Source organism: Bradyrhizobium sp. USDA 3315, from assembly GCF_054056795.1.
This window is the reverse complement of the sequence record NZ_JBSRYP010000001.1, coordinates 4,058,021-4,079,739: the sequence shown is the minus strand read 5'-3', so window position 1 is coordinate 4,079,739 and position 21,719 is coordinate 4,058,021. Positions and strand designations below refer to the sequence as shown.

The 21,719-nt window shown below is 65.7% G+C and carries 22 protein-coding genes; 16 read left to right on the top strand and 6 right to left on the bottom strand.

Features of this window, described 5'->3' with window-relative positions:
• Positions 1 to 105: 105 nt before the first annotated feature.
• Positions 106 to 1,824 carry an adenylate/guanylate cyclase domain-containing protein gene (locus ACVIYL_RS18750; protein WP_456781854.1) on the bottom strand — a complete coding sequence of 573 codons (1,719 nt, stop codon included), beginning with the start codon at positions 1,822 to 1,824 and terminating at the stop codon, positions 106 to 108.
• Positions 1,825 to 2,190: 366 nt separating this feature from the next.
• Here ACVIYL_RS18750 and ACVIYL_RS18745 point away from each other — a divergent pair, with 366 nt between their 5' ends.
• Together ACVIYL_RS18745 and ACVIYL_RS18740 are read left to right on the top strand one after the other, a co-directional pair.
• Complete coding sequence (locus ACVIYL_RS18745; RefSeq protein ID WP_456779423.1) at positions 2,191 to 2,751, top strand: thiamine pyrophosphate-binding protein; 561 nt, start codon at positions 2,191 to 2,193, stop codon at positions 2,749 to 2,751.
• Positions 2,751 to 3,344, top strand: coding sequence for a thiamine pyrophosphate-dependent enzyme (locus ACVIYL_RS18740; RefSeq protein WP_456779422.1), 594 nt, complete (start codon positions 2,751 to 2,753; stop codon positions 3,342 to 3,344). The genes ACVIYL_RS18745 and ACVIYL_RS18740 overlap by 1 nt, the downstream gene beginning before the upstream one ends.
• 111 nt (positions 3,345 to 3,455) lie before the next feature.
• Here ACVIYL_RS18740 and ACVIYL_RS18735 read toward each other — a convergent pair whose 3' ends face one another.
• Positions 3,456 to 4,379: a LysR substrate-binding domain-containing protein gene (locus tag ACVIYL_RS18735; protein WP_456779421.1), complete on the bottom strand. Its 924-nt coding sequence runs from the start codon at positions 4,377 to 4,379 to the stop codon at positions 3,456 to 3,458.
• A gap of 152 nt (positions 4,380 to 4,531) precedes the next feature.
• Here ACVIYL_RS18735 and ACVIYL_RS18730 point away from each other — a divergent pair, with 152 nt between their 5' ends.
• From ACVIYL_RS18730 to ACVIYL_RS18705, 6 genes are all read left to right on the top strand, one after another.
• Positions 4,532 to 5,701 (top strand): acyl-CoA dehydrogenase family protein, encoded by a 1,170-nt coding sequence (locus tag ACVIYL_RS18730; RefSeq protein ID WP_456779420.1) that lies wholly within the window; start codon positions 4,532 to 4,534, stop codon positions 5,699 to 5,701.
• An 11-nt stretch (positions 5,702 to 5,712) separates the two neighbouring features.
• A complete protein-coding gene (locus ACVIYL_RS18725; RefSeq protein ID WP_057019286.1) occupies positions 5,713 to 6,813 on the top strand; it encodes a CaiB/BaiF CoA transferase family protein in 1,101 nt (366 codons plus the stop codon).
• 27 nt (positions 6,814 to 6,840) lie between these two features.
• Positions 6,841 to 7,695, top strand: a complete 855-nt coding sequence (locus ACVIYL_RS18720) for an FAS1-like dehydratase domain-containing protein (RefSeq protein WP_310880184.1) — start codon at positions 6,841 to 6,843, stop codon at positions 7,693 to 7,695.
• 103 nt (positions 7,696 to 7,798) lie between these two features.
• Entirely contained in the window at positions 7,799 to 8,851 is a 1,053-nt protein-coding gene (hisC, locus tag ACVIYL_RS18715) for a histidinol-phosphate transaminase (protein WP_456779419.1), read from the top strand.
• A gap of 86 nt (positions 8,852 to 8,937) precedes the next feature.
• Positions 8,938 to 9,828, top strand: a complete 891-nt coding sequence (locus tag ACVIYL_RS18710; RefSeq protein WP_456779418.1) for an MBL fold metallo-hydrolase — start codon at positions 8,938 to 8,940, stop codon at positions 9,826 to 9,828.
• 107 nt (positions 9,829 to 9,935) lie between these two features.
• The gene (locus ACVIYL_RS18705) at positions 9,936 to 10,124 is read left to right on the top strand and encodes a Rossmann-fold NAD(P)-binding domain-containing protein (protein WP_038386258.1); all 189 of its coding nucleotides are present in this window, start codon (positions 9,936 to 9,938) and stop codon (positions 10,122 to 10,124) included.
• A 118-nt stretch (positions 10,125 to 10,242) separates the two neighbouring features.
• Here ACVIYL_RS18705 and ACVIYL_RS18700 read toward each other — a convergent pair whose 3' ends face one another.
• Positions 10,243 to 10,842: a VOC family protein gene (locus ACVIYL_RS18700; RefSeq protein WP_456779417.1), complete on the bottom strand. Its 600-nt coding sequence runs from the start codon at positions 10,840 to 10,842 to the stop codon at positions 10,243 to 10,245.
• Between the two features lie 113 nt (positions 10,843 to 10,955).
• Between ACVIYL_RS18700 and ACVIYL_RS18695 the strand changes: the two genes are divergently transcribed.
• From ACVIYL_RS18695 to mdlC, 4 genes are all read left to right on the top strand, one after another.
• Positions 10,956 to 11,462 carry a winged helix-turn-helix transcriptional regulator gene (locus ACVIYL_RS18695; protein ID WP_092090099.1) on the top strand — a complete coding sequence of 169 codons (507 nt, stop codon included), beginning with the start codon at positions 10,956 to 10,958 and terminating at the stop codon, positions 11,460 to 11,462.
• A gap of 98 nt (positions 11,463 to 11,560) precedes the next feature.
• Positions 11,561 to 11,944, top strand: coding sequence for a tautomerase family protein (locus tag ACVIYL_RS18690; RefSeq protein WP_225160548.1), 384 nt, complete (start codon positions 11,561 to 11,563; stop codon positions 11,942 to 11,944).
• Positions 11,945 to 12,072: 128 nt separating this feature from the next.
• Positions 12,073 to 12,960 (top strand): BJP family subclass B3 metallo-beta-lactamase, encoded by an 888-nt coding sequence (blaBJP, locus tag ACVIYL_RS18685; RefSeq protein WP_456779416.1) that lies wholly within the window; start codon positions 12,073 to 12,075, stop codon positions 12,958 to 12,960.
• A 264-nt stretch (positions 12,961 to 13,224) separates the two neighbouring features.
• Positions 13,225 to 14,853, top strand: coding sequence for a benzoylformate decarboxylase (mdlC, locus tag ACVIYL_RS18680; RefSeq protein WP_456779415.1), 1,629 nt, complete (start codon positions 13,225 to 13,227; stop codon positions 14,851 to 14,853).
• 124 nt (positions 14,854 to 14,977) lie between these two features.
• Here the strand turns inward: mdlC and ACVIYL_RS18675 are convergent, their stop codons facing one another.
• A complete protein-coding gene (locus tag ACVIYL_RS18675; RefSeq protein WP_456779414.1) occupies positions 14,978 to 16,522 on the bottom strand; it encodes a 4-hydroxyphenylacetate 3-hydroxylase family protein in 1,545 nt (514 codons plus the stop codon).
• A gap of 90 nt (positions 16,523 to 16,612) precedes the next feature.
• Here ACVIYL_RS18675 and ACVIYL_RS18670 point away from each other — a divergent pair, with 90 nt between their 5' ends.
• Positions 16,613 to 16,990: a TetR family transcriptional regulator gene (locus ACVIYL_RS18670; RefSeq protein WP_456779413.1), complete on the top strand. Its 378-nt coding sequence runs from the start codon at positions 16,613 to 16,615 to the stop codon at positions 16,988 to 16,990.
• Positions 16,965 to 17,228, top strand: a complete 264-nt coding sequence (locus tag ACVIYL_RS18665) for a hypothetical protein (RefSeq protein ID WP_456779412.1) — start codon at positions 16,965 to 16,967, stop codon at positions 17,226 to 17,228. The genes ACVIYL_RS18670 and ACVIYL_RS18665 overlap by 26 nt, the downstream gene beginning before the upstream one ends.
• 113 nt (positions 17,229 to 17,341) lie before the next feature.
• Here ACVIYL_RS18665 and ACVIYL_RS18660 read toward each other — a convergent pair whose 3' ends face one another.
• Positions 17,342 to 18,136, bottom strand: a complete 795-nt coding sequence (locus ACVIYL_RS18660) for an SDR family oxidoreductase (protein WP_092081736.1) — start codon at positions 18,134 to 18,136, stop codon at positions 17,342 to 17,344.
• Between the two features lie 148 nt (positions 18,137 to 18,284).
• Positions 18,285 to 18,980 carry a PAQR family membrane homeostasis protein TrhA gene (gene trhA / locus ACVIYL_RS18655; RefSeq protein WP_057019273.1) on the bottom strand — a complete coding sequence of 232 codons (696 nt, stop codon included), beginning with the start codon at positions 18,978 to 18,980 and terminating at the stop codon, positions 18,285 to 18,287.
• Between the two features lie 194 nt (positions 18,981 to 19,174).
• Here trhA and ACVIYL_RS18650 point away from each other — a divergent pair, with 194 nt between their 5' ends.
• A complete protein-coding gene (locus ACVIYL_RS18650) occupies positions 19,175 to 20,638 on the top strand; it encodes a YcjX family protein (protein ID WP_456779411.1) in 1,464 nt (487 codons plus the stop codon).
• Positions 20,635 to 21,666 carry a YcjF family protein gene (locus ACVIYL_RS18645; protein WP_456779410.1) on the top strand — a complete coding sequence of 344 codons (1,032 nt, stop codon included), beginning with the start codon at positions 20,635 to 20,637 and terminating at the stop codon, positions 21,664 to 21,666. Before ACVIYL_RS18650 ends, ACVIYL_RS18645 begins: the two co-directional genes overlap by 4 nt.
• Positions 21,667 to 21,719 lie beyond the last annotated feature (53 nt).

Here is a 21,719-nt window from a genome sequence, read left to right as displayed (position 1 = left end):
ATCGACCCGCTGGCGTTCGCCGTCGGCGGAAGTATATCCCACGATCCGAAGCCAGTCGCCAATGGACTGCACCGAACCGCTCCTCGCGGCATCTGCCAACGCACATCAAAAAGATATTCCGAACACCGGAATGGCGTCATCGAAGCCCTTGATTTGCCGGCTCCCGATATCCTCGAGGGAGCGCTTGCCTCTGACGCTTGCGGCGGTCCCTGCGTCCATCAGGATTTCCCGATCTGCGGCAGATGCGCACAGGCGGGCGGCGAGATTCACGACACTGCCGATGGCCGTGTAATCGAGTCGGTCTTCGTAGCCGATCCGGCCAACCGTCGCCGATCCACTGGCAAGCCCTATTCCAAAGCCAACCTGGTAGCCCCGCGACCGCCAGCCGCCGATCAAGCCTTGCACGCGCTTCTGCATTTCGGTCGCAAGGTCGACAGCTCTCAGCGCCGGCTCCTCGACCGGCACGGGTGCGTTCACCAGCACCATCAGCCCGTCTCCCGAGAAGCTGATGAGTGTTGCTTCGAACCGCGCAATGACCCTGCCCAGAACCTCATAATATTCGGACAGCACGCTCATGACCTCCTCGGGAGCGACGCCTGCGGAAAACGCGGTGAACCCGCGCAAGTCACAGAACACAACGACGACGTCGGTGCGGCGGCCATCCAGCACGCTGTCATCGCCGGCACGATCGACGAGATCGGCGACTTGAGGCGCGAGAAATCGCTTGAGCTTCGCGATCCGCTCCTGGTGCTGCTGCGCCAGCGCGAGCTCGCCGGCCATCCTGTTGAAGCTGCTTGCCAGGCGCTGAAATTCATCCCCGGTCTGGATCGAAATGCGGTGCTCGAACGATCCGGCGCCGATCCGCTCCGTCCCCTCCTCGAGCAGCCTGATCGGCTCGGTCATCCGGTGCGCGAATGCATAAGCGAGCAGCCCTGCAAATACGGTGCTGCCTGCGAGAAGCACTGTGGTCCGTCGCAACGCGGCATAGATCGGGGCGTAAGCCTCGGAGAGCGGCTGCGCCACCACGACGGTCCAATCGGGACCTGTTACAGGAGCCGCGCTGGCAGCAACCGGACGTCCCTGTCCGTCGCGGCCCGTTGCAAAGCCCGCTCCCGGGCCGATCGCGTCGCGTATGGTGCGAAACGGCTGAGAGGTTGTTTCTTCCAGCCCGCGGAGGACGAGGCTGATGTCGGGATGGGCAATGAGGCGGCCCGGCCGGTCCAGCACGAAGGCGAGGCCGGTCTCTCCCACCTTGATCGCCGATACGACATCCCAGATCAGCTTGAGATTGACTTCGGCGATGACTGCGCCGACCGCGGATCGGTTACCCACGAGCGCAATGGTCAAATACGGCTCCGAGCCTCTGTTGTAGCTGACATCGCTGAACCAAACCTGGCGCGCGTGGGCGCCGACCAGCGCAGGTTCAGCCGATCGGTCGATACGACTTTCAATTCGATTGAGGCCGACCCGTGAGACGTAGAGACGCTCCAACCCATTGTTGTCGATCAGTGTCAGGCTGACGACGGCCGGCGCTTGACGAAACAGACGCAACGCATCGGTTCGGCGCCCCTCGTCGGCCTCGTCGGTCCAAGGAAGCTGGACCAGCCAGCCAAGCTGGCTTGCAATGTCGGAGATGAAGTTATGAATTTCAGCGGCCGCGGAAGTCGCCTGAACACCGAGCAACTGGTCCAGCCTTGCGCGCTGATCGCGGTAACCGAACCAGGCTTCGATCGACCCGTTGATCACGAGCGGAAGCGCGACGGCCAGGAACAGTGCGAGAAAATACTTTGGGAAGAGGCCGCGAAACCGATCTCGGACAATCATGCCCTGATCCCTGAAAATGCGACGGATATATCGATATGCGAAATGAAGCCTTGAAAATGAAGCCGGCGCTGCCGCCAACCGGCATCTTCTAGCATAGAGCGTCGTTTGAGGCCGTAATGGGGCTGTCATTCGACCCGACCAAAGGACGCAGCCGGCTCCAGCCGCCATTTCGCTTGCGTCGGCCCTGCAAAACCCTGGCCCTATAAAATTCCGGCATAGCTGGGCGAGCCAGATGCGAAGAGAATAGACCCCTGACCTGGCTTAAAGCCAGCGGTGTGAGGACGCGCCAATGCGCGTCCCTTGTATTGACGCGTTTTTCTTCGCGAACCGGTACCCGGTTCGTTCGAAAACGCTACCGCCGAGGCCATGATGGACCAGATTGCCGTTCACCAGGACAGCGCGACCAGCCGGGACTGGCCGGTTGCGATCTACCGCACGCTGAAGAGCTTTGGCGTGGCACAGGTGTCCTACGTTCCCGATGCGGGACATTCCAAGCTGATCAAGCTGTCGCACGCCGATGCCGACATCAAGACCACGGTGCTGACGACAGAGGAAGAGGGCGCGGCGCTTTCGGCCGGCGCCTGGCTCGGCGGCGATCGCGCGGTGCTGTTGATGCAATCGAGCGGCGTCGGCAATTGCGTCAACATGCTGTCGCTGATGGCGAGCTGCCGTTTCCCGCTGCTGACCTTGGTGACGATGCGCGGCGAATGGGCCGAATTCAATCCCTGGCAGATCCCGATGGGCCGGGCGACGCCGCAGGCGTTCGAGATCATGGGCACTACGGTGCTGCGGCTGGAGAACCCCGACGATGCCGAGGAGGTGATCTCGGCCGCCGCCTCGCTCGCCTATGACGGCGACCAGCAGGTCGCGGTGCTGATCTCGCAGCGGATGATCGGCCGCAAGAAGTGGACCAGGGAGACGCACTGATGTCGGCATCAACAGGCACTCTCGATCGCCGCGCCGCCGTGAAGGCGCTGCTCGCCGACCGCGGCGATCTGCTCGTGATCTCCGGGCTCGGCTCCTCCTCCTACGACGTGTTCGACGCCGGCGAGCATCCCGGCAATTTCTATCTGTGGGGCGCGATGGGCGGCGCCGCGATGGTCGGGCTCGGCCTCGCGCTGGCGCAGCCGAAGCGCCCGGTACTGGTCGTCACCGGCGACGGCGAGCAGCTAATGGGGATCGGCAGCCTGCTGACGATCGCGACCAAGCAGCCCGGCAATCTCTCGATCGCGGTGCTCGACAACGGCCATTTCGGCGAGACCGGCATGCAGCCGAGTCACTCCGGCCTCGGCGCCAGGCTCGAAGTGATCGCTGATGGCGCGGGCATCGGCAACGTCTCCGAGATCGCCGACATGGCCGGCATCGAGAAATTCCGCACCAGCCTGCGCGATCTCGGCGGCGGCCCGCGGCTGGCGCGGATCCGGATCGCGGCCGGCGAAGTCGAGCGCGCGCTGCCGCCGCGCGACGGCACCTACCTGAAGAACCGCTTCCGCGGCCATCTCGGCTTCAAGGTGAGCTGAGAGCAGAATGCGTGCGACCCCGTCATTGCGAGCGAAGCGAAGCAATCCATCGCGCAGCATTCGCGGACGGATGGATTGCTTCGTCGCTATCGCTCCTCGCAATGACGGAACTCAGGCGAGCTGGATATCCCAGAGCCCCTCGGCGCGCAGCGCGGCGACCTCGTCGCGCAACAGCTTCGCGACCAGCGTCATCGCGTTGGAGCCGGGATGCTCGACCGGCGAGGCCAGCGTCAGCTCGCGCCGCGGCGCCGGCCGCGCGATGGCGGCGGTCTCAAGCCGGCCCTCCGCTACCTCGGCGCGCACCGAGGACGGCGGCAGCAAGGTGTATCCGAGCCCCTCCTCGACCAGGCTGGTCAGCACGCGAAACGAATCCGCCTCGAGCTTGACGTCGAGATCGATCTTCTTCTTCGCCGCGGCATGTTCGAGCAGCGCACGGAGGCCGTGCGAGTGACTTGGCAGCACCAGGCGCTGGCGCATCAGCCAGCCGAAGTCGACCTGCTTCTTCGGCTTCAGCCCGCTGCCGCGTGGGCCGACCGCGACGATGCTGTCGCGGCCGAGGCTCTGCACCGCCAGATGCAGATCGACCGACGGGCCGTAGATCACGGCAAGGTCCATCTCGCCGCGATGCAGCCACTCGATCAGATGGCCGCTGTAGCTCTCGACGATGCAGAGCGAGATGCCGGGATAGCGCTCCACCGTGCGCCGCGCCAGCCGCGCCGACAGCACGCAGCTCACCGTCGGCACCAGCCCGAGCACGACGCGCCCGGACGGTGCACCGCCCGCGGACTGGATGTCGTCGCGGATCTGGTCGATCTGCCGCACGATACCGCTGGTGCGCGCCAGCAGCAGCCGGCCGGCATCGGTCAGCACCATGCCGCGGCCGTTGCGCGTGAACAATTCGGTGCGCAGCTCGTGTTCCAGCAGCTTGATCTGCCGGCTCAGCGCCGGCTGCGCGACCCGCAGGGTATCGGATGCCTTGCTCAGGCTCCCGAGTTCCGCGACGCACGCAAAGGTCCTAAGCTGGCGGAAATCCATACTTGCCAATCCTGGAAGGCAGGTTCATACGCTATAACAAAACAGCATAGGGAGTTTACCGGGGCCCCACAACAGCGGGCGTTTTCTTCACGCGAACCGATTTCCGCTTCGCTCGAACACGCTCTGGCGCAACCTCTCGGCAAGACGAAACAATGACCGCACACGATCAACACACCGACGACCATTCCGACATCCGCGACGCGGTGGCAAAGCTCTGCGCGCAGTTTCCCGGCGAATACTGGCGCAAGCTCGATCGCCAGATGGCCTATCCGAAGGAATTCGTCGATGCGCTGACGGAGGCCGGCTATCTCTCGGTGCTGATCCCCGAGGAATATGGCGGCGCCGGCCTGAAGCTGTCGGCGGCGGCGGCGATCCTGGAAGAGATCCAGCGCGCCGGCTGCAATGGCGGCGGATGCCACGCCCAGATGTACACGATGGGCACCGTGCTGCGGCACGGCAACGACGCGCAGAAGGCGAAGTATCTGCCGAAGGTCGCGACCGGCGAGTTGCGGCTGCAGGCGTTCGGCGTCACCGAGCCGACCAGCGGCACCGATACCTCGTCGCTAAAAACCTTCGCGCGCCGCGAGGGCGACCATTACGTCGTCAACGGCCAGAAGATCTGGACCAGCCGCGCCGAATATTCCGACCTGATGGTCCTGCTCGCGCGCACCACGCCGAAGGAGCAGTCGAAGAAGCGCACCGACGGTCTCTCGGTATTCATCGTCGACATGCGCGAGGTGAAGGGCAAGGGGCTGGAGATCCGCCCGATCCGCACCATGATGAACCACGCCACGACCGAAGTGTTCTTCACCGACATGAAGGTGCCGGCGGAGAATCTGATCGGCGAGGAAGGCAAGGGTTTCCGCTACATCCTGTCCGGCATGAACGCCGAGCGCATCCTGATCGCGGCCGAATGCGTCGGCGACGCGAAGTGGTTCATCGCCAAGGCGACCAACTACGCCAAGGAGCGCAGCGTGTTCGGGCGGCCGATCGGGCAGAATCAAGGCATCCAGTTCCCGGTCGCCAAGGCCTACGCTTCGATGCGCGCGGCCGAATTGATGGTGAAGGAAGCCGCCCGCAAATATGAAGCCGGTCTCGATTGCGGCGCCGAGGCCAACATGGCCAAGATGCTGGCGGCCGATGCCTCCTGGGAAGCGGCCAATGCCTGCGTGCAGACCCATGGCGGCTTCGGCTTTGCCGAGGAATACGACGTCGAGCGCAAGTTCCGCGAGACCCGGCTCTACCAAGTGGCGCCGATCTCGACCAATCTGATCCTGTCCTACGTCGCCGAGCACGTGCTCGGCATGCCCCGCTCCTACTGAGTTGCTTGATCATGCTGCCGCTTGAGGGATTGACCGTCATCGCCGTCGAACAGGCGGTTGCCGCGCCGTTCTGCTCGTCACGCCTCGCCGACGCCGGCGCCCATGTCATCAAGATCGAGCGGCCCGAGGGCGATTTCGCCCGCGGCTACGACGCCGCGGCGAAGGGCCAGAGCAGCTATTTCGTCTGGCTGAACCGCGGCAAGGATTCCGCCGTGGTCGACCTCGCCACCAAGGAAGGCCGCGCGCAGTTGGAAGAGCTGATCGCCGGTGCCGACGTGCTGCTGCAGAACCTCAAACCGGGCTCGATGGACAAGCTCGGCTTCTCGCGCGAGCGGCTGCGCAAGGATTATCCGAAGCTGATCATGTGCACGATCACGGGCTATGGCGACACCGGCCCCTATGCCGACCGCAAGGCCTATGACCTCCTGATCCAGGCCGAAAGCGGCCTCGCCTCGATCACCGGCGGCCCGGAAGGCGCCTCGCGCGTCGGCATGTCGATCGTCGACGTCGCAACCGGCGCCACCGCGCATGCCGCGATCCTCGAGGCGCTGATCGGCCGCGGTCGCACCGGAGACGGTGCCGACATCCGGATCTCGATGTTCGACGTGATGGCCGACTGGCTCACCGTGCCGCTGCTCAATGCCGAGGACGGCAAGTCGCCGAAGCGGATCGGCCTCGCCCATCCCTCGATCGCGCCCTATGGCGTGTTCCGCTCGAAGGACGGCAAGGAGATCCTGATCTCGATCCAGAGCGAGCGCGAGTGGAAGACGCTCTGCGCCAAGGTGCTGGGCCAGCCCGGCCTGCCTGACGATCCGCGCTTTGCCAATATGGTCGAGCGCGTGCGCAACCGCGCCGTTACCGACCAGATCGTCAGCGACAGCTTCGGCAAGCTGACGCGCGAGGAGTTGCTGGCGAAGCTTGCCGAGGCCGACATCGCCTTTGCCGAGGTCAACAGCATGGACGACCTCGCGAAACATCCGCATCTGCGCCGCGTCGAGGTCGACACGCCGAACGGCAAGGTCAGCTATCCGGCGCCGGCCGCGATCGTGGTCGGCGAGGACAGGCACTACGGCAAGGTGCCCGCGATCGGCGAGCGCACCAGACGTTCCTGAAATCCCTCCTGCCCGGGCAACACAATCATGAGCGACAAACTCGACCTCGATCATCTCCGCCAGTGGATTGGCAAGACCACGGAGGCCTCCGACGTCGTCACCAAATATCTCGTGATGGGGCTGCGCGCGACGCTGTTCCAGGAGATCGGCGAGCCGAAGGCCGGTGACGCCGCGCCGTGGACCACGCATTGGTGCCTGGCGCAGCCGGTGTTTCCGATGTCGCAGCTTGGCCCCGACGGCCACCCGACCCGCGGCGGCTTCCTGCCGCCGGTGCCGCTGCCGCGGCGGATGTGGGCCGGCGGCGAGCTCGAATTCTTCGACAGCTTGCGCATCGGCGATGAGGCCAAACGCACCTCGAAGATCGTCGACGTCACGGTCAAATCGGGCTCGACCGGCACGCTGTGCTTCGTCTCGGTCAATCACGAGGTGACGACGTCGCGCGGCCTTGCGGTGCGCGAACGGCAGGACATCGTTTATCGCGAGATTACGAGCACGCAGGGCGCTGCGCCCGCCAAGGCGCCGCCGCCTCCGCCGGTCGCGCAGCATCGCGAGAGCCACGTCTCCGACCCGGTGCTCTTGTTCCGCTACTCGGCGCTGACTTTCAACGGCCATCGCATTCATTACGACCGCGACTACGTCACCAAGGTCGAGGGCTATCCGGGCCTGATCTTCCACGGCCCGCTGCAGGCTTCCTTCATCGTCGAGTTCGGCGCCAAGCTGCGCGGCGGCAAGCCGCCGAAGAAGCTCGCCTATCGCGGCGTGCAGCCGCTGTTCGAGGGCAGCGAGTTCTCGATCAATGCCAGCGACAAGGACGGCGGCATGGAGCTGTGGACCGCGAATGCAGAGGGCCAGCCGACCATGAAGGGCACGGCGACCTGGTAACGCGCGAGCACGACGCGTGTCATAATGCGAGGGAATAAAGAGGCGCTTTCATCAGCGCCTCGTATTCCTTATTGTGATCGCGTTCATCCCTGGATCGCAGATCATGAGTCGCTTCTGGAGTTCGGTCGTCCACAATCTGTCGCCATACGTGCCCGGCGAGCAGCCGAAGATCGACGGCCTCATCAAGCTCAATACCAACGAAAATCCCTACCCGCCGTCGCCACGCGCGGTGGCGGCGATCACAGCGACCACGGATCGCCTGCGGCTCTACCCTGATCCGCGCGCAACCGCGCTGCGCGAGGCGATCGCGAGGCGTTACGGCGTCACGGCGGGCGAGGTGTTCGTCGGCAATGGCTCGGACGAGGTGCTGGCCCACGCTTTCCCGGCGCTGCTGAAGCACGACGCGCCGCTGCTGTTTCCCGACATCACCTACAGCTTCTACCCGGTCTATTGCCGCCTCTATGGCGTCAGCTGCGAGCAAGTGCCGCTCGACGCCGCGATGCGCGTGCAGCTTGCCGACTACCGGCGGCCCGGCAGCGCAATCCTGCTGTGCAACCCCAACGCACCGACCGGCACCGCGCTGCCGCGCGCCGCGATCGAGTCGCTGCTCGCCGAGCATCCCGACCGGCTCGTGGTGGTCGACGAGGCCTATGTCGACTTCGGCGCCGAGAGCGCCGTGCCGCTGGTCGCGCGCCGCGACAATCTGCTCGTCATCCAGACGCTCTCCAAATCGCGCGCGCTGGCCGGCTTGCGCGTCGGCTTCGCCATCGGCCAACGCCCGCTGATCGAGGCACTGGAGCGCGTCAAGGACAGCTTCAACTCCTATCCGCTGGACTGCTTCGCGATCGCCGGCGCGGTCGCCGCCATCGAGGACGAGGCGTGGTTCGAGGAGATGCGGCAACACATCATCAGGAGCAGAGAGGCGCTGGTCCGCAGCCTCATTGAGCTGGGGTTCGAGGTGCTGCCGTCGCAGGCGAATTTCGTGTTCGCCCGCCATCCCAGCCATCGCGGCGCCGATCTCGCCGCGAGGTTGCGCGAGCGCGGCGTGCTGGTGCGGCATTTCCAGAAGCCGCGGATCGAGGACTTTTTGCGCATCACGGTCGGCACCGACGATGAGTGCGGCCGCCTGCTCGGCCTGCTGCGCGGCATGGTCTGATAGCCGTTCACCAACTTGCGATCGACGGCGCCACCCTGCATAGTGACCGCGCGTTGGGATGCACGGTTCTCCGGGAAGGAGCGGTCATGCGATTTGCGATCGGCGACGCGACCGTCGACGTCATCGTCGACGACGACGATTTCGGCCTTCCGCTCGCCGAATTCCTGCCCGGATACGATCGCGGCTTGATCGAAGCGCATCGTGCCACGCTGGAGCCGGTGTTCATCGACCTCGCCCGGGGCGTCGCGAAACACGCGATCCAGAGTTTTGTGGTGCGAACCGGCGGCCGAACGCTGCTGATCGACGCTTGCATCGGCGAGCACAAGGACATCCCCGACATTCCGGCCTGGCATCGGCGCCGCGGCAGCGGCTTCCTCGACCGGTTGCGCGCGTGCGGCGTCGACCCGGCCGCCATCGACGTCGTATTCTGCACCCATCTGCATGTCGATCACGTCGGCTGGAATACCCACCAGGACAACGGCCGCTGGCAGCCGACCTTTCCCAACGCGCGGTATCTGTTCGGCCGCCGCGAGCTTGCCGACTGGATGACGCAGCATGATGCCGGGCGTGCTCCGCCGATCCACGCCCGCGCCCTGGAGCAGAGCGTCATCCCGATCGTCGAGGCAGGCCGTGTCGATCTGGTCGACGATGGCCATCAGTTGGGACCGGGCCTGCGGCTGGTCCCGCTGCCGGGCCACACCAGCGGCCAGATGGGGCTGATGGTAGACTACGCACAACATCGCGCGATCTTTTGCGGCGATGCCGTGCACAATCCGGTGCAGATCTTCCAGCCCGATCTGTCGACATCATCCTGTGCCGACCCGCAGCTCGCGCGCGAGACGAGGACGAAGATCCTGGCAGAGGCCGCGGACAGCGGCCGCCTCGTCATACCCGCCCACTTCCGCGGCCCGCGCTGTGCTCATGTTCGTCGGGACGGCGGTGGCTACGCGCCGGTACTCGATGCGCGGCATGGGTAAGATGCAACACCCGGAGCCACAGCTCACCGGGTGAAAGCCGGGTGTATCATCCGGCCCCTTGGAACCGAAACCCGGCTTGCGCGTTCCCCGCCCTGACGGAGGACGCCATGCTTAGAGACGAACAGGTCGCGGTTCTCTGCGACATCGCCCAATCCATTGCCTTCGCCGACGACGTGCAAGGCGAAGTCGACCGGCTGATCAGGGAGGGATACGTCGCCAAGGACGGCGACCTCTACGAGCTGACGCCGAAGGCCGAGAAGGTTTTGTCCGAGCGCGGTGCCTGCCTCAAGGCGTGACGCCGCCTACCCGGCCGGCATACACCACGTCCGGCAACCTTGGCGCCGAGCGCGGCGGTCCGTTCGCGAAACTGCGCGATCGATTGCGCCGCCATGACGGATACTCCTGTTTGATCCTTCACTCCGGCAGCGGGCTCCCGGCCTGTTCGCGCACGATGTAGTCGGCGTACCAGTCCGGCCAGTTCGCATCGTGCCCGCCGGTCCGCTTCTCGTGCTCGCCATGCGCGGCCGCCGCGCGGCGCAGGGCGGCGGCGAGATCGGCCGATGAGGTGAAAGTCGTGCTAATTCCGTCGACGCGTCCGGGCAGACGCTGCGTCACCTGCTGCAGCAGCCAGACATTGCCGTCGGGATCGTTGAAGGTCGCCAGCGAACCGTAGCTCGGCCGCTCCGGATCGGGTCCCTTGACGCGGCCCGCCGCCCCGCGATGAAACACCTCGCTGACATCGACGCCACGCGCGATCAGGTCGGCACGCGCCGCCTCGATGTCGTTCACGATCAGGAAGCGCGGCAGCGCTGATCCCTTGTCGAGATGGATCGAGGTCGGCGAGCCCGGCGGCGTCAGCTGCAGCGCCCGGGACCCGTCCGCCCTGACGAAATCGGCGTCGAGCCGCCAGCCGAGATTTTCATAGAAGCGCTTGGCGCGGTCGACATCGGACACGAGGATCACCACGACCTCGAGCTTCATGTCGATACCCGGTTTCTTGCTTTCGGTACTCATGGCGCGCTCCTTGAAATGTGAGGGACCGGGCGGAAAAGCCCGTTGCACCCACCTTGACGATAGCCCATATTGCTATGAAAATCATAGCAACAGTGCCGGATGAAGAAAACGTGATGGCAAGGCCAAAGGGCAACCCTGCTGACCAAACGCTGTGTCCGGTGGCGCGCGCGGAGACTGCGGTGGGCGACCGCTGGACGGTGCTGGTGCTGCGCGAGCTGTTCGCGCGCAACCATCGCTTCGAGGAGATTCAGGCCCATACCGGCGCGACCCCGCAGATGCTCACCGCGCGGCTTAAGAAGCTGGAGGCGGACGGACTGGTGACGCGGCGCGTCTACAACAAGCGGCCGCTGCGCCACGAATATCATCTGACGGAGAAGGGCGCGGCGTTCTTCCCCGTCATGTTTGCCCTGCGCGCCTGGGGCGAGACCTGGTGCAAGTCACCCAGGGACGGTCTTTCGATGAACTATACGCACCTCGTCTGCGGCAAGCCGGCCGGGCTCGGTCCGGTCTGCCAGTCCTGCGGCAAGCCGCTGTATTGGGCGGACATGGTTGCGGAGCGAACGCCCAAATATCAGAGAGAGCGCGATGCGCGCTGGGAGGCCTTCAAGGCGGCCCGCTGAACGCACCGACGCCGCCGGCGCAAGCGGACGATGCCCGTTTGCACCGTCGCACGTCCCGATCACGCGGGGCCGAGCCCCGCATCACACAGGAGACCACCATGCCATTCGTTCGTATCGACCTGAAGCGCGGCAAGCCCGCGGAATATCGCAAGACCCTTGGCGAGATCGTCTACAAGGCGATGCGCGAGGTGATCAACGTGCCCGAGAATGACAAGTTTCAGGTCATCACCGAGCACGACCGTAGCGACCTGAACTACGCCGACAACTATCTCGGCAACACCTACAGCGACGACCTCATCTTCATCCAGATCACCATGAATGCCGGGCGCACCGTCGAGATGAAGAAGGCGTTCTACAAGCGGATCGTGGACGACTATCAGAGCCAGCTGCAGGGACGGCCGGACGATGTTGTCATCAACCTCGTCGAGGTCGCCAAGGAGAACTGGTCGTTCGGCCACGGCATCGCGCAATACGCGAGCTGAACGCAGAACAGGAATGCGCCGGACGGACGGCCGCCTGCCCTGCGGCTTGCCGTCCGCAGCTTGCGGCCGGCGTCGCCAGCACGCATAGTGCCGCCCGTGCACGAACAACAACAAAGAGGGAGGCAACCATGAGGACGATCGCAGCCGCGCTGTGCGCGCTCACGCTGATCGCAACCGGTGCGCAGGCACAGACGCTCAAGGACTTCATGGCTGTTGTCATGAAGAAATGGACCGCGCCGTTCGAGCCGTTCCAGCTCATCGACAATATCTACTATGTGGGCACTGACGGGATCGCGGTCTACATCATCAAGACGTCGCAAGGGCTGATCCTGATGGACACGGCGATGCAGCAGTCGACCGGCATGATCAAGGACAACATCGCCAAGCTCGGCTTCAAGGAGGGCGACATCAAGATCATCCTCAACACTCACGCCCATCTCGACCACACCGGCGGCTTTGCCGAGATCAAGAAGGAGACCGGTGCGCAACTGATCGCCGGCGAGCGCGACAAGCCCCTGCTCGAGGCCGGCTATTATCCGGGCGACGAGAACAACGCCGATCTTGCTTTTACGCCGGTGAAGGTCGACCGCACCGTCAAGGAAGGCGACAAGGTGACGCTCGGCGATGTCACGCTGACCGCGCACACCACCCCCGGCCATTCGCCCGGCTGCACCAGCTGGGAGATCACGGTCAAGGACGGCAGCCAGGCGCGCAACGTGCTGTTCTTCTGCAGCGGAACGGTGGCGCTGAACCGGCTGGTCGGCCGTCCGACCTATCCCGGCATCGTCGACGACTACCGCTCGACCTTCACCAAGGCCAAGGCGATGAAGGTCGACGTGCTGCTCGGGCCGCATCCGGAGGTCTACGCCATGCAGGCCAAGCGGGCGCAGATGAAGGACGGCGCGCCGAACCCGTTCGTCAAGCCGGGCGAAAATGCCACCTATGTGGCCGGGCTGGAGCAGGATTTCGACAAGCAGCTCGCCAAGCAGACCGCCGCGCTGCAGAAGGCCAATTAGGTAGTCACCCCGTCATCCTGAGGAGCGCGTAGCGCGTCTCGAAGGATGAACGGCCCCGCCGTGGCCGTCGATCCTTCGAGACGCGCGCAAGCGCGCTCCTCAGGATGACGGGATAGCCGCCTACGCAAATTTGCAGCCGTTGCCGCGGCAACTATGGGCGCAGCGGCTTGACATCGTCAGGCAATCCATCGACAGGTGGATTGCCTTTCCGCTTTTGCCGCCCGCAATGACGGAACGTAACAAGACAGAAATGGGAGCCGCCCGATGTCCTCGCGCAAACCCGCCGCCAGCAAAGGCAAGACCGTCACCGTCAAGGACGCCACCTTCGGCCTGCTTCGCGCATGGGGCATCAAGAAGGTGTTCGGCAATCCCGGCTCGACCGAGCTGCCGTTCCTGAGCGACTGGCCCGACGACATCGACTACGTGCTCGGCCTGCAGGAGGCTTCCGTCGTCGGCATGGCCGACGGCTATGCGCTGGCGACGCGCAATGCCGGTTTCGTCAATCTGCATTCGGCGGCCGGCGTCGGCAACGCGCTCGGCAACATCTACAACGCCTATCGCAACCAGACCCCGCTGGTGATCACCGCGGGCCAGCAAGCACGCTCGATCATGCCGCTGCAGGCCTTCCTCTATGCCGAGCGGGCCTCGGAATTCCCGCGGCCTTACGTGAAATTCGCGGTCGAGCCGGCGCGCGCCGAAGACGTGCCCGCCGCGATCGCGCGCGCCTATTATGTCGCGATGCAGCCGCCCTGCGGGCCGACCTTCGTCTCGGTGCCGATCGACGACTGGGCGCATGCGACGCAGCCGCTCGACGCGCGCCAGGTCAGTCGCGAAATCGGTCCTGATCCATCCGCTATGCAGGCGCTGGCGGCCGCGCTCGGCGAGGCCAAGCGCCCTGCCCTCGTCGTCGGCCCGGCCGTCGATCGGGCCGAGGCAGTCGATCTCATGGTGAAGGTCGCCGAGAAATCAAAAGCCGCGGTCTGGGCCAGCCCGTTCTCGGCGCGCTGCTCGTTCCCCGAACGGCATCCACAGTTTGCCGGCTTCCTGCATGCCGCGCCGGGCCAGCTCTCCGATGCGCTGCGCGATCACGATCTCGTCGTCGTGGTCGGCGCGCCGGTCTTCACCTTCCATGTCGAGGGCCATGCCGCGATCTTCGACGGTTCGACCACGATCTTCCAGATCACCGACGATCCGGACGCCGCCGCGATGACGCCGACCGGCCACAGCATCGTCGCGACCATGAAGCCCGCGCTGACGGCGCTGCTCGAGATGCTGCTTGAGACGAAACGCACCGCGCCGGCTGGCCGTGTCCTGCCGCCGGCTCCGGCCGCCGGCGACCCGATCCCTGCCGAATACGCGCTGCATGCGCTCTCGGCCGCGATGGGGCCGTATGATGCGCTGGTCGAGGAAATACCGTCGCATCGCCCGCTGATGCAGAAGGCGATGCCGATGCACGGCCAGGACAGCTTCTACACCATGGCGAGCGGCGGCCTCGGCTACAGCCTGCCGGCAGCGGTCGGCATGGCGCTCGGTCGACGTCAGGGACGCACGGTTTGCCTGATCGGCGACGGCTCGGCGATGTATTCGATCCAGGCGCTGTGGACATCGGCGCAGCGCAAGCTGCCGCTGACGGTCGTCGTGCTGAACAATTCCGGCTACGGCGCGATGCGCTCGTTCAGCCAGGTGATGCAGGTGCGCAACGTGCCGGGCCTCGATCTGCCCGGCATCGATTTCGCCAAGCTCGCCGAAGGCCTGGGCTGCGACGCTGTGCGGGTGACGAAATCAGCCGAGCTCGCCGGCGCCTACCAGCGCGCGCTGTCGCATCAGGGCACCAGCCTGATCGAGGTGATGGTCGATTCCGCGGTGCCGCTGCTTTACACACAGAAGAGCTGAGCAGCAATCTCGCCACGTCATTGCGAGCGAAGCGAAGCAATCCATCTTTCGGCAAGTGGAGATATGGATTGCTTCGTCGCTGCCGCTCCTCGCAATGACGGCTGGACATATATTCGCAACCTTATTACGAGGGCATTGGATCGCCGAGCATGGGCGCCGCTGACGGCGTCGGCACCTCGCAGCCGGTTGCGCAGCAGCGTCCGGGCTGCTTCGACACCCGTTGTCCCTGGTCGACGAGGTCGCGGCCGAGCAAATTCTCGACCAGCTCGGCCTTCTCCATCACCGGATAGTTGCGCCAGATCTCGCGCTTCATCGCCTCCGGCGAGCCGCCGCCGTGCAACGAGATCACTGAATACCAGCCGGCTTCGTGCGAGACGGTGAGGTCCTCGATCAGCCGCGCCACCTCGGCACGCTGATCGGCCGGGATATCGGGACGTCCGCCCATGACAGCGGCAAGCGAGGCGCGCGTTTCCGGATTGTGATCCTCGTCGGGCCCCGGCAGCGCGACGATCAGCCCGCCGGAGACGTAATGCGCGACGCGGTGCATGTCGTAGATCTTGGTCGCCAGCAGCAGCTTGCCGATGTTGGAGAACACCGCATCCGGCATCACCGAGCCCGCCGGATCCTTCGTGCAGTAGACCGAGGAGGCGACGCCGCAGGCGTAGAAGCTTTCGGTGATGGTGATCAGCTCCACCATCGCCTCGCGGATATGCGCATGCTTCTCGGCATCGAGCCCGTTCGCCTCGATCATCAGCGCGCCGGCGCCGATCAAGAGATCGCCGAAGCCGGCACGGGCGCCGATGCAGGAATGCCGGTGATGCGTGGCGTAGGACGTGGTGAGGAAGCCGCCCTCCTCGGTCTCGCCGGCGAGGAACACCCGATCATGCGGCACGAACACGTCATCGAACATCACGACGCCGACCGACTGGCCGTACTTGGCCGAGAATTTCGCCGCGGCATCACCCGGCCGGCCGGCCGGACGCGCGACGATGGTGACGCCGGGCGCATCGACCGGCACGGCGCAACAGACCGCAAAATCCTTGTCGGCAGGCACATGGGTGCGGCACGGCATGACAAGGAATTCGTGCATATAAGGCGCGCCGGTCACGATCGCCTTGGTGCCGCGGATCACGATGCCGTCGGGCCGGCGCTCCTTGATATGGACGTAGACGTCCGCATTGGCCTGCAGGCCGGGACGCTTCGAGCGGTCGCCCTTCGCATCGGTCATGGCGATGCCGAGCGTCAGATCCTGGTCCTGCACCTCGTGCAGATAGTTGAGGAAGCGCTGGCTGTAATCGGTGCCGTGGCGATCGTCGGTCAGCCTGGTCGCCTGGTAGAGACCGTTCAGCGCATCATGGCTCAGGTAGCGCTGCGCGCAGCCCGACGTCCTGCACACCAGCCGCACCGCCTCGAGCTTGTCGAGCAGGTCCTGCGAGCTCCGATTGATGTGGAGCATGCGGTTGACGGTCTTACCAGAGGTGCCCTGCCGCGCCGTCATGATCGGCACATGCTCGGGCTGCAGCGCGAAATCATAGGTCACGCCGACGCCCGCCACGCCCGGCGCCAGCAACGGCTCGTCCGCGACGCTCGCAACCGCCGCGCCGTTGACGAACACACGCGGCTTGTAGCGGCGCAGGGATTCCCGGTAGTCCGCAGCCGTCATCAGCATGGCGCTTCTCCCTTGCTCATTTATTCTAACATTGTTAAATTATCTAACGCTGTTAGAATTGAGTCAAGACGGATTCGCCGGGCCATGCAGATGCGCGAGAGCAGGAAGGAAGCGGTCAGCCGCCACAAGCGGGAGCTGATCCTCGACGCGGCGCGCAGCGTGTTTGCGGAGGAAGGCCTCGAGGGCGCGAGCCTGCGGGCGATCGCGACGCGGGCCGGCTACACGGCGGCGGCGCTGTACTTCCATTTCGATTCCAAGGAGGCGATCTACGCCGAGGTGCTGCGGCAATCGCTGGCCTCGCTCGGCGAAGCCGTCAGTGCGGCAGTCGCGACGACGCGCGGCGCCAAGCAGAAGCTGCACGCCGCAGGCATGGGCTTCTTCCGCTATTACGCGGAGCACCCCGCGCGACCTCGATCTCGGCTTCTATTTGTTCCGCGGCGGCATGAAGCCGGCCGGGCTCGGCCATGACCGCGATCACGCGCTGAACGCCGCGCTGGAGGCGGCGCTGCATCCGATCGCCGAAGCCGCAGAGGCGCTCGGCGCCTCCAGACCGAAGGCGAACACGGTGATGGTGGACTGCTTCGCGCATGCGACCGGCCTCCTGCTGCTATTGCACACCGGCCGCATCAGGATGTTCGGCGCCTCGGCGCCCGATTTGATGGATGCCTATCTGCGCGACAGGATCGCGCAGATCGCAAAGGAGTGAGGCCGCCTCAGTTGCGCGGCCGATATCGTAGCTCGGATGAAGCGCAGCGAAATCCGGGATTCACGCGCGCACGTTCGCCCGGATTGCGTTTCGCACCATCCGGGCTACAGGTCTCATTTCCCGTGCGCTTCCCGCATCTTGGCCTGGATCTTGGCCATGCCGCCGATCCAGCGATCGTAATTCTCGGTCTTCTTGCGCATGTAGCCGAGCACCTGCGGGTGCGGCAGGATCAGGAAGGTCTCCTGCTCGATACCCTTGAGTGCATCCTGCGCGACCTGCTCCGCGGAAAGATCGCCGTCGCCGGACTGCGGGCCCTTCGGGATCGAGCGCAGCATGTTGGTGTCGACGCCCTGCGGGCAGAGGATCGAGACCTTGATGTTGTCGGCGCGGTGCGAGATCGCGAGGTTTTCCGCAAAGCCGACCGCGGCGTGCTTGGTGGTCGAATAGGCCGGGCTGCCGACCTGCGACAAGAGGCCCGCGGCCGAAATCGTGTTGAGGAAATAGCCGCCGCCGCGCGCCTTCATGCGCGGCACCAGATGCCGCGCGGCATAGACATGCGCCATCACATGGATCGCCCAGCTCCGCGACCACGGCTCGTCCGAGGTGCCGCCGGCGTTCACCGACAGCGGATCGAAGCCGCCGCCGATGCCGGCATTGGAGCAGAACAGCGCGATCGGGCCGAACATGCGCTCGGTCTCGTCGATCACATGCAGGATGTTCTTCTCCTGCCCGACGTCGCATTTGAAGGCGGCACCACCGACCGTGGCCGCGACCTTCTCGGCCGCGCCATGATCGAGGTCGACGACCACGACCTTCGATGCGCCCGCGGCATGGAACGCCTCGCACAGCGCCTTGCCGATGCCATTGCCACCGCCGGTGACCACCACAACCTTACCTGCCACCTGCATGGCCATCCTCCCGATATCTTGATTTCAGCGCATGATCCGGAGAGCCGGTCTCATGTTCAAACAGAGGGATCATGATATCCCATCTTTTGCCGATGCATGATCTTTTCGCGAAGCCGGCCCGGCCCTGTGCGTAACGCTGGCGGACCGCTCAGCTCGCCAACACGACGTCGAACACCGCCGTGTAGTGGCAGGCGGCCCCGAGCAGCACGAAGCAGTGCCAGATCGCGTTCTGGAAACGCAGCCGCCGCCAGGAGTGGAAGATCACGCCCAGGCTGTAGAGGATGCCGCCGGCCAGCACGAAGCCGAGCGCCATCGCCGGCAGCGCCTTCACGACGCGGTCGTAGAGCATGATGCCGCTCCAGCCCATCGCGAGATAAAGCCCGATCGAGAGCCGGTCGAAGCGGCCGGGATAGCGCAACTTCAGCCAGATCCCGACGATCGCCACGCACCACACCCCGACCAGCAGCGCGATCGCGAAGGTGCTGTCCTTCAGTTCCACGATGAACGGCGTGTAAGTCGCGGCGATCAGCAGGTAGATCGCGGAATGGTCGAAGCGCCGCAGCACCCATTTGGCGCGCGACACCGGCCAGAGATTATAGGTCGCCGACAGCACCAGCATTGCAAGCAGGCCGGCGACATAGACCGACACCACGGCGATGTCGAACGGGCCGGCATAGACTGCGGTCAGCACGATCAGCGCGGTGGCGGCAACCAGCCCGAAAGCGACGCCGACGAGATGGACGACGCCGTCGGCGATCAGCTCGGCACGGTCGTAGTTCCACAGCGCGGCGCCGGCCGCGTGGATCGAGGTCGAGGCAAGTTGCTTCAGGCGGAAGACCGTCATGCAGGCTTTCCCGTGGGCCGATGGACGATGGGTAGCGCGGGTGGTCTGACGCGTTCAATTCCCCTGCCCCCCGACAACCCCTCGCCTGCAAAGGCGCCGGAAATGTGAAGCTTGATTTTGGCCCGATAATCGCCACCTTGCGGGTGATCGCCCGCCCCTTTTGGTCCCTCCTGCCGGGTTTTCGTTAACCCTCCATGCCCCCCAGCTTCACTGATATCGTCGAGGAAGCCCGTCTCTCGGCGCGGGCGCTGCTCGACTACGGCGAGGGGTTCTTCAACCCGACGGTGCGGCTCGGCGTCACCGGCCTGTCGCGCGCCGGCAAGACCGTGTTCATCACCGCGCTGGTGCACGGTTTGACCCGCGGCGGCCGCTTCCCGGTGTTCGAGGCCTATGCCTCGGGGCGGATCGCGCGCGCCTATCTCGCCCCGCAGCCCGACGATGCGGTGCCGCGCTTCGCCTATGAGAACCATGTCCGGACATTGGTCGAAGAGCGGCGCTGGCCGAACTCGACCACCGACATCTCCGAGCTTCGTCTCGTGATCGAGTATCAGCGGCAAAATGGCGCGGACCGCACGCTGACCCTCGATATCGTCGACTATCCCGGCGAGTGGCTGCTCGACCTGCCGCTGCTTAGCAAGAGCTACGAGCAATGGTCGGCGGAGAGCCTTGCGCTGTCGCGCGAGCCGCTGCGCGCAAAACTCGCGGCGCCCTGGCACGCCCATCTCGCGACGCTGAAGCCCGAGGCCAAAGAGGACGAGCAGGCCGCGCTCACCGAAGCACGCCTGTTCACCGACTATCTGCGCGCCTGCCGCGACGAGCGCTTCGCTATGAGCCTGTTGCCGCCCGGCCGCTTCCTGATGCCCGGCAATCTCGCCGACACGCCGGCACTCACCTTCGCGCCGCTCGACGTGCCCGCAGGCGGCAGCGCGGGTGACGGCTCGCTGTGGGCGATGATGCGGCGGCGCTTCGAGGCCTACAAGGACGTCGTGGTGCGGCCGTTCTTCCGCGACCATTTCGCGCGGCTCGACCGCCAGATCGTGCTGGCCGATGCGCTCGCCGCATTCAATGCCGGCCCCGAGGCACTGCACGATCTCGAGGCCGCGCTCGCCGGCATCCTCGACTGCTTCCGGATCGGCCGCAGCACGATCCTGAGCGCGCTGTTCCGGCCGCGCATCGACCGCATCCTGTTCGCGGCAACCAAGGCTGACCATCTGCACCACCAGAGCCACGACCGGCTGGAGGCCGTGCTGCGGCGGATCGTGGCCAAGGCCGCCGAGCGCGCCGAATATGCCGGCGCCGATATCGACGTCGTCGCGCTCGCCGCGGTGCGCGCCACGCGCGAGGCGCAGGTCCAGCGCGGGCGCGACCGGCTGCCGTCGATCCTCGGCATGCCGGCGCCGGGCGAGGTCGCCAATGGCGAGCGGCTCGACGGCGAGACCGAGGTTGCGACCTTTCCCGGCGACCTGCCCGACAATCCGGAGGACCTGTTCAACGGCGGTTTCCGCGGTCTCTCAAGCTCGGACACGGAGGCCGCGGACTACCGCTTCCTGCGCTTCCGTCCGCCAAAGCTGGAACGAAACGGCGATGCAGAGCCGGCGCTGCCTCACATCCGCCTTGACCGCGCTCTCCAGTTCCTGATCGGAGACAAACTGCAATGAACGAGAAGACGCCCCCGCGGCGGCCGGCGACGTTCAAGCTCGACGATCCCGGCGTGGTCGTGATGGATCCGGACGACGGCGGCCGCCTCGCCCGCGGCACGATCCAGATCGTACCCGAGGCCGAGCCCGCGCAGCTTCCAGTCCCGGTCGATACGCCGCTGGTGCCGGCGCGCCGCGGCTTCCGCTGGGGCACGCTGTTCTGGAGCGCGGTCGCGGGCCTCGTGGTGCTCGGCACCGGGCTTGGCGTCCTCAACCTCGTCGAGGACCTGTTCGCACGCAATGAAGGCCTCGGCTTCCTCGGGCTCGCGCTCGCCGTCATCGCCGCAGTGGCGCTCGCGGTCGTGACCACGCGCGAGCTCGTCGGCCTGGCAAGGCTTGCGACGATCGAGAAGCTGCATCTGCGCGCCGCCGAGGTGCTGATCAGCGACGACCGCGCCGCAAGCCGGGTGATCGTCGCCGATTTGCTCAAGCTCGCGCACCAGACCCCGCAGCTCGCTCGCGCCCGCAGCGCGCTGCAGAGCCACACCGACGACATTATCGACGGCGCCGACATGATCCGCCTCGCCGAGCGCGAGCTGATGACACCGCTCGATGAGGAAGCGCGACGGCTCGTATCGACCGCCGCGCAGCGCGTCTCGGTCGTCACCGCGGTCAGCCCGCGCGCGCTGTTCGACGTGCTGTTCGTGTTCGTGGCGAGCTTGCGGATGATCCGGCAGCTGGCGCGGCTCTATGGCGGCCGGCCCGGCGCGCTCGGCATGATCCGCCTGCTGCGCCACGTCATCGCGCATCTCGCGATCACCGGCGGCATGGCGGCCAGCGACAGCCTGATCCAGCAGATGCTCGGTCACGGCATCGCGGCAAAACTGTCACAACGCCTCGGCGAAGGCATGCTCAACGGCCTGTTGACCGCCCGGCTCGGCCTCGCCGCGATCGACGTCACCCGCCCGCTTCCCTTCAACGCCCTGCCGCGCCCGGCGCTGACGGATCTCGCGAAAGACCTGATCCGCAAGCGCGAGGAAGAGGAATGAGGTGCTTGCCTCGCCCCGCTTGCGGGGAGAGGCCGGAATTTTCGCGAAGCGCA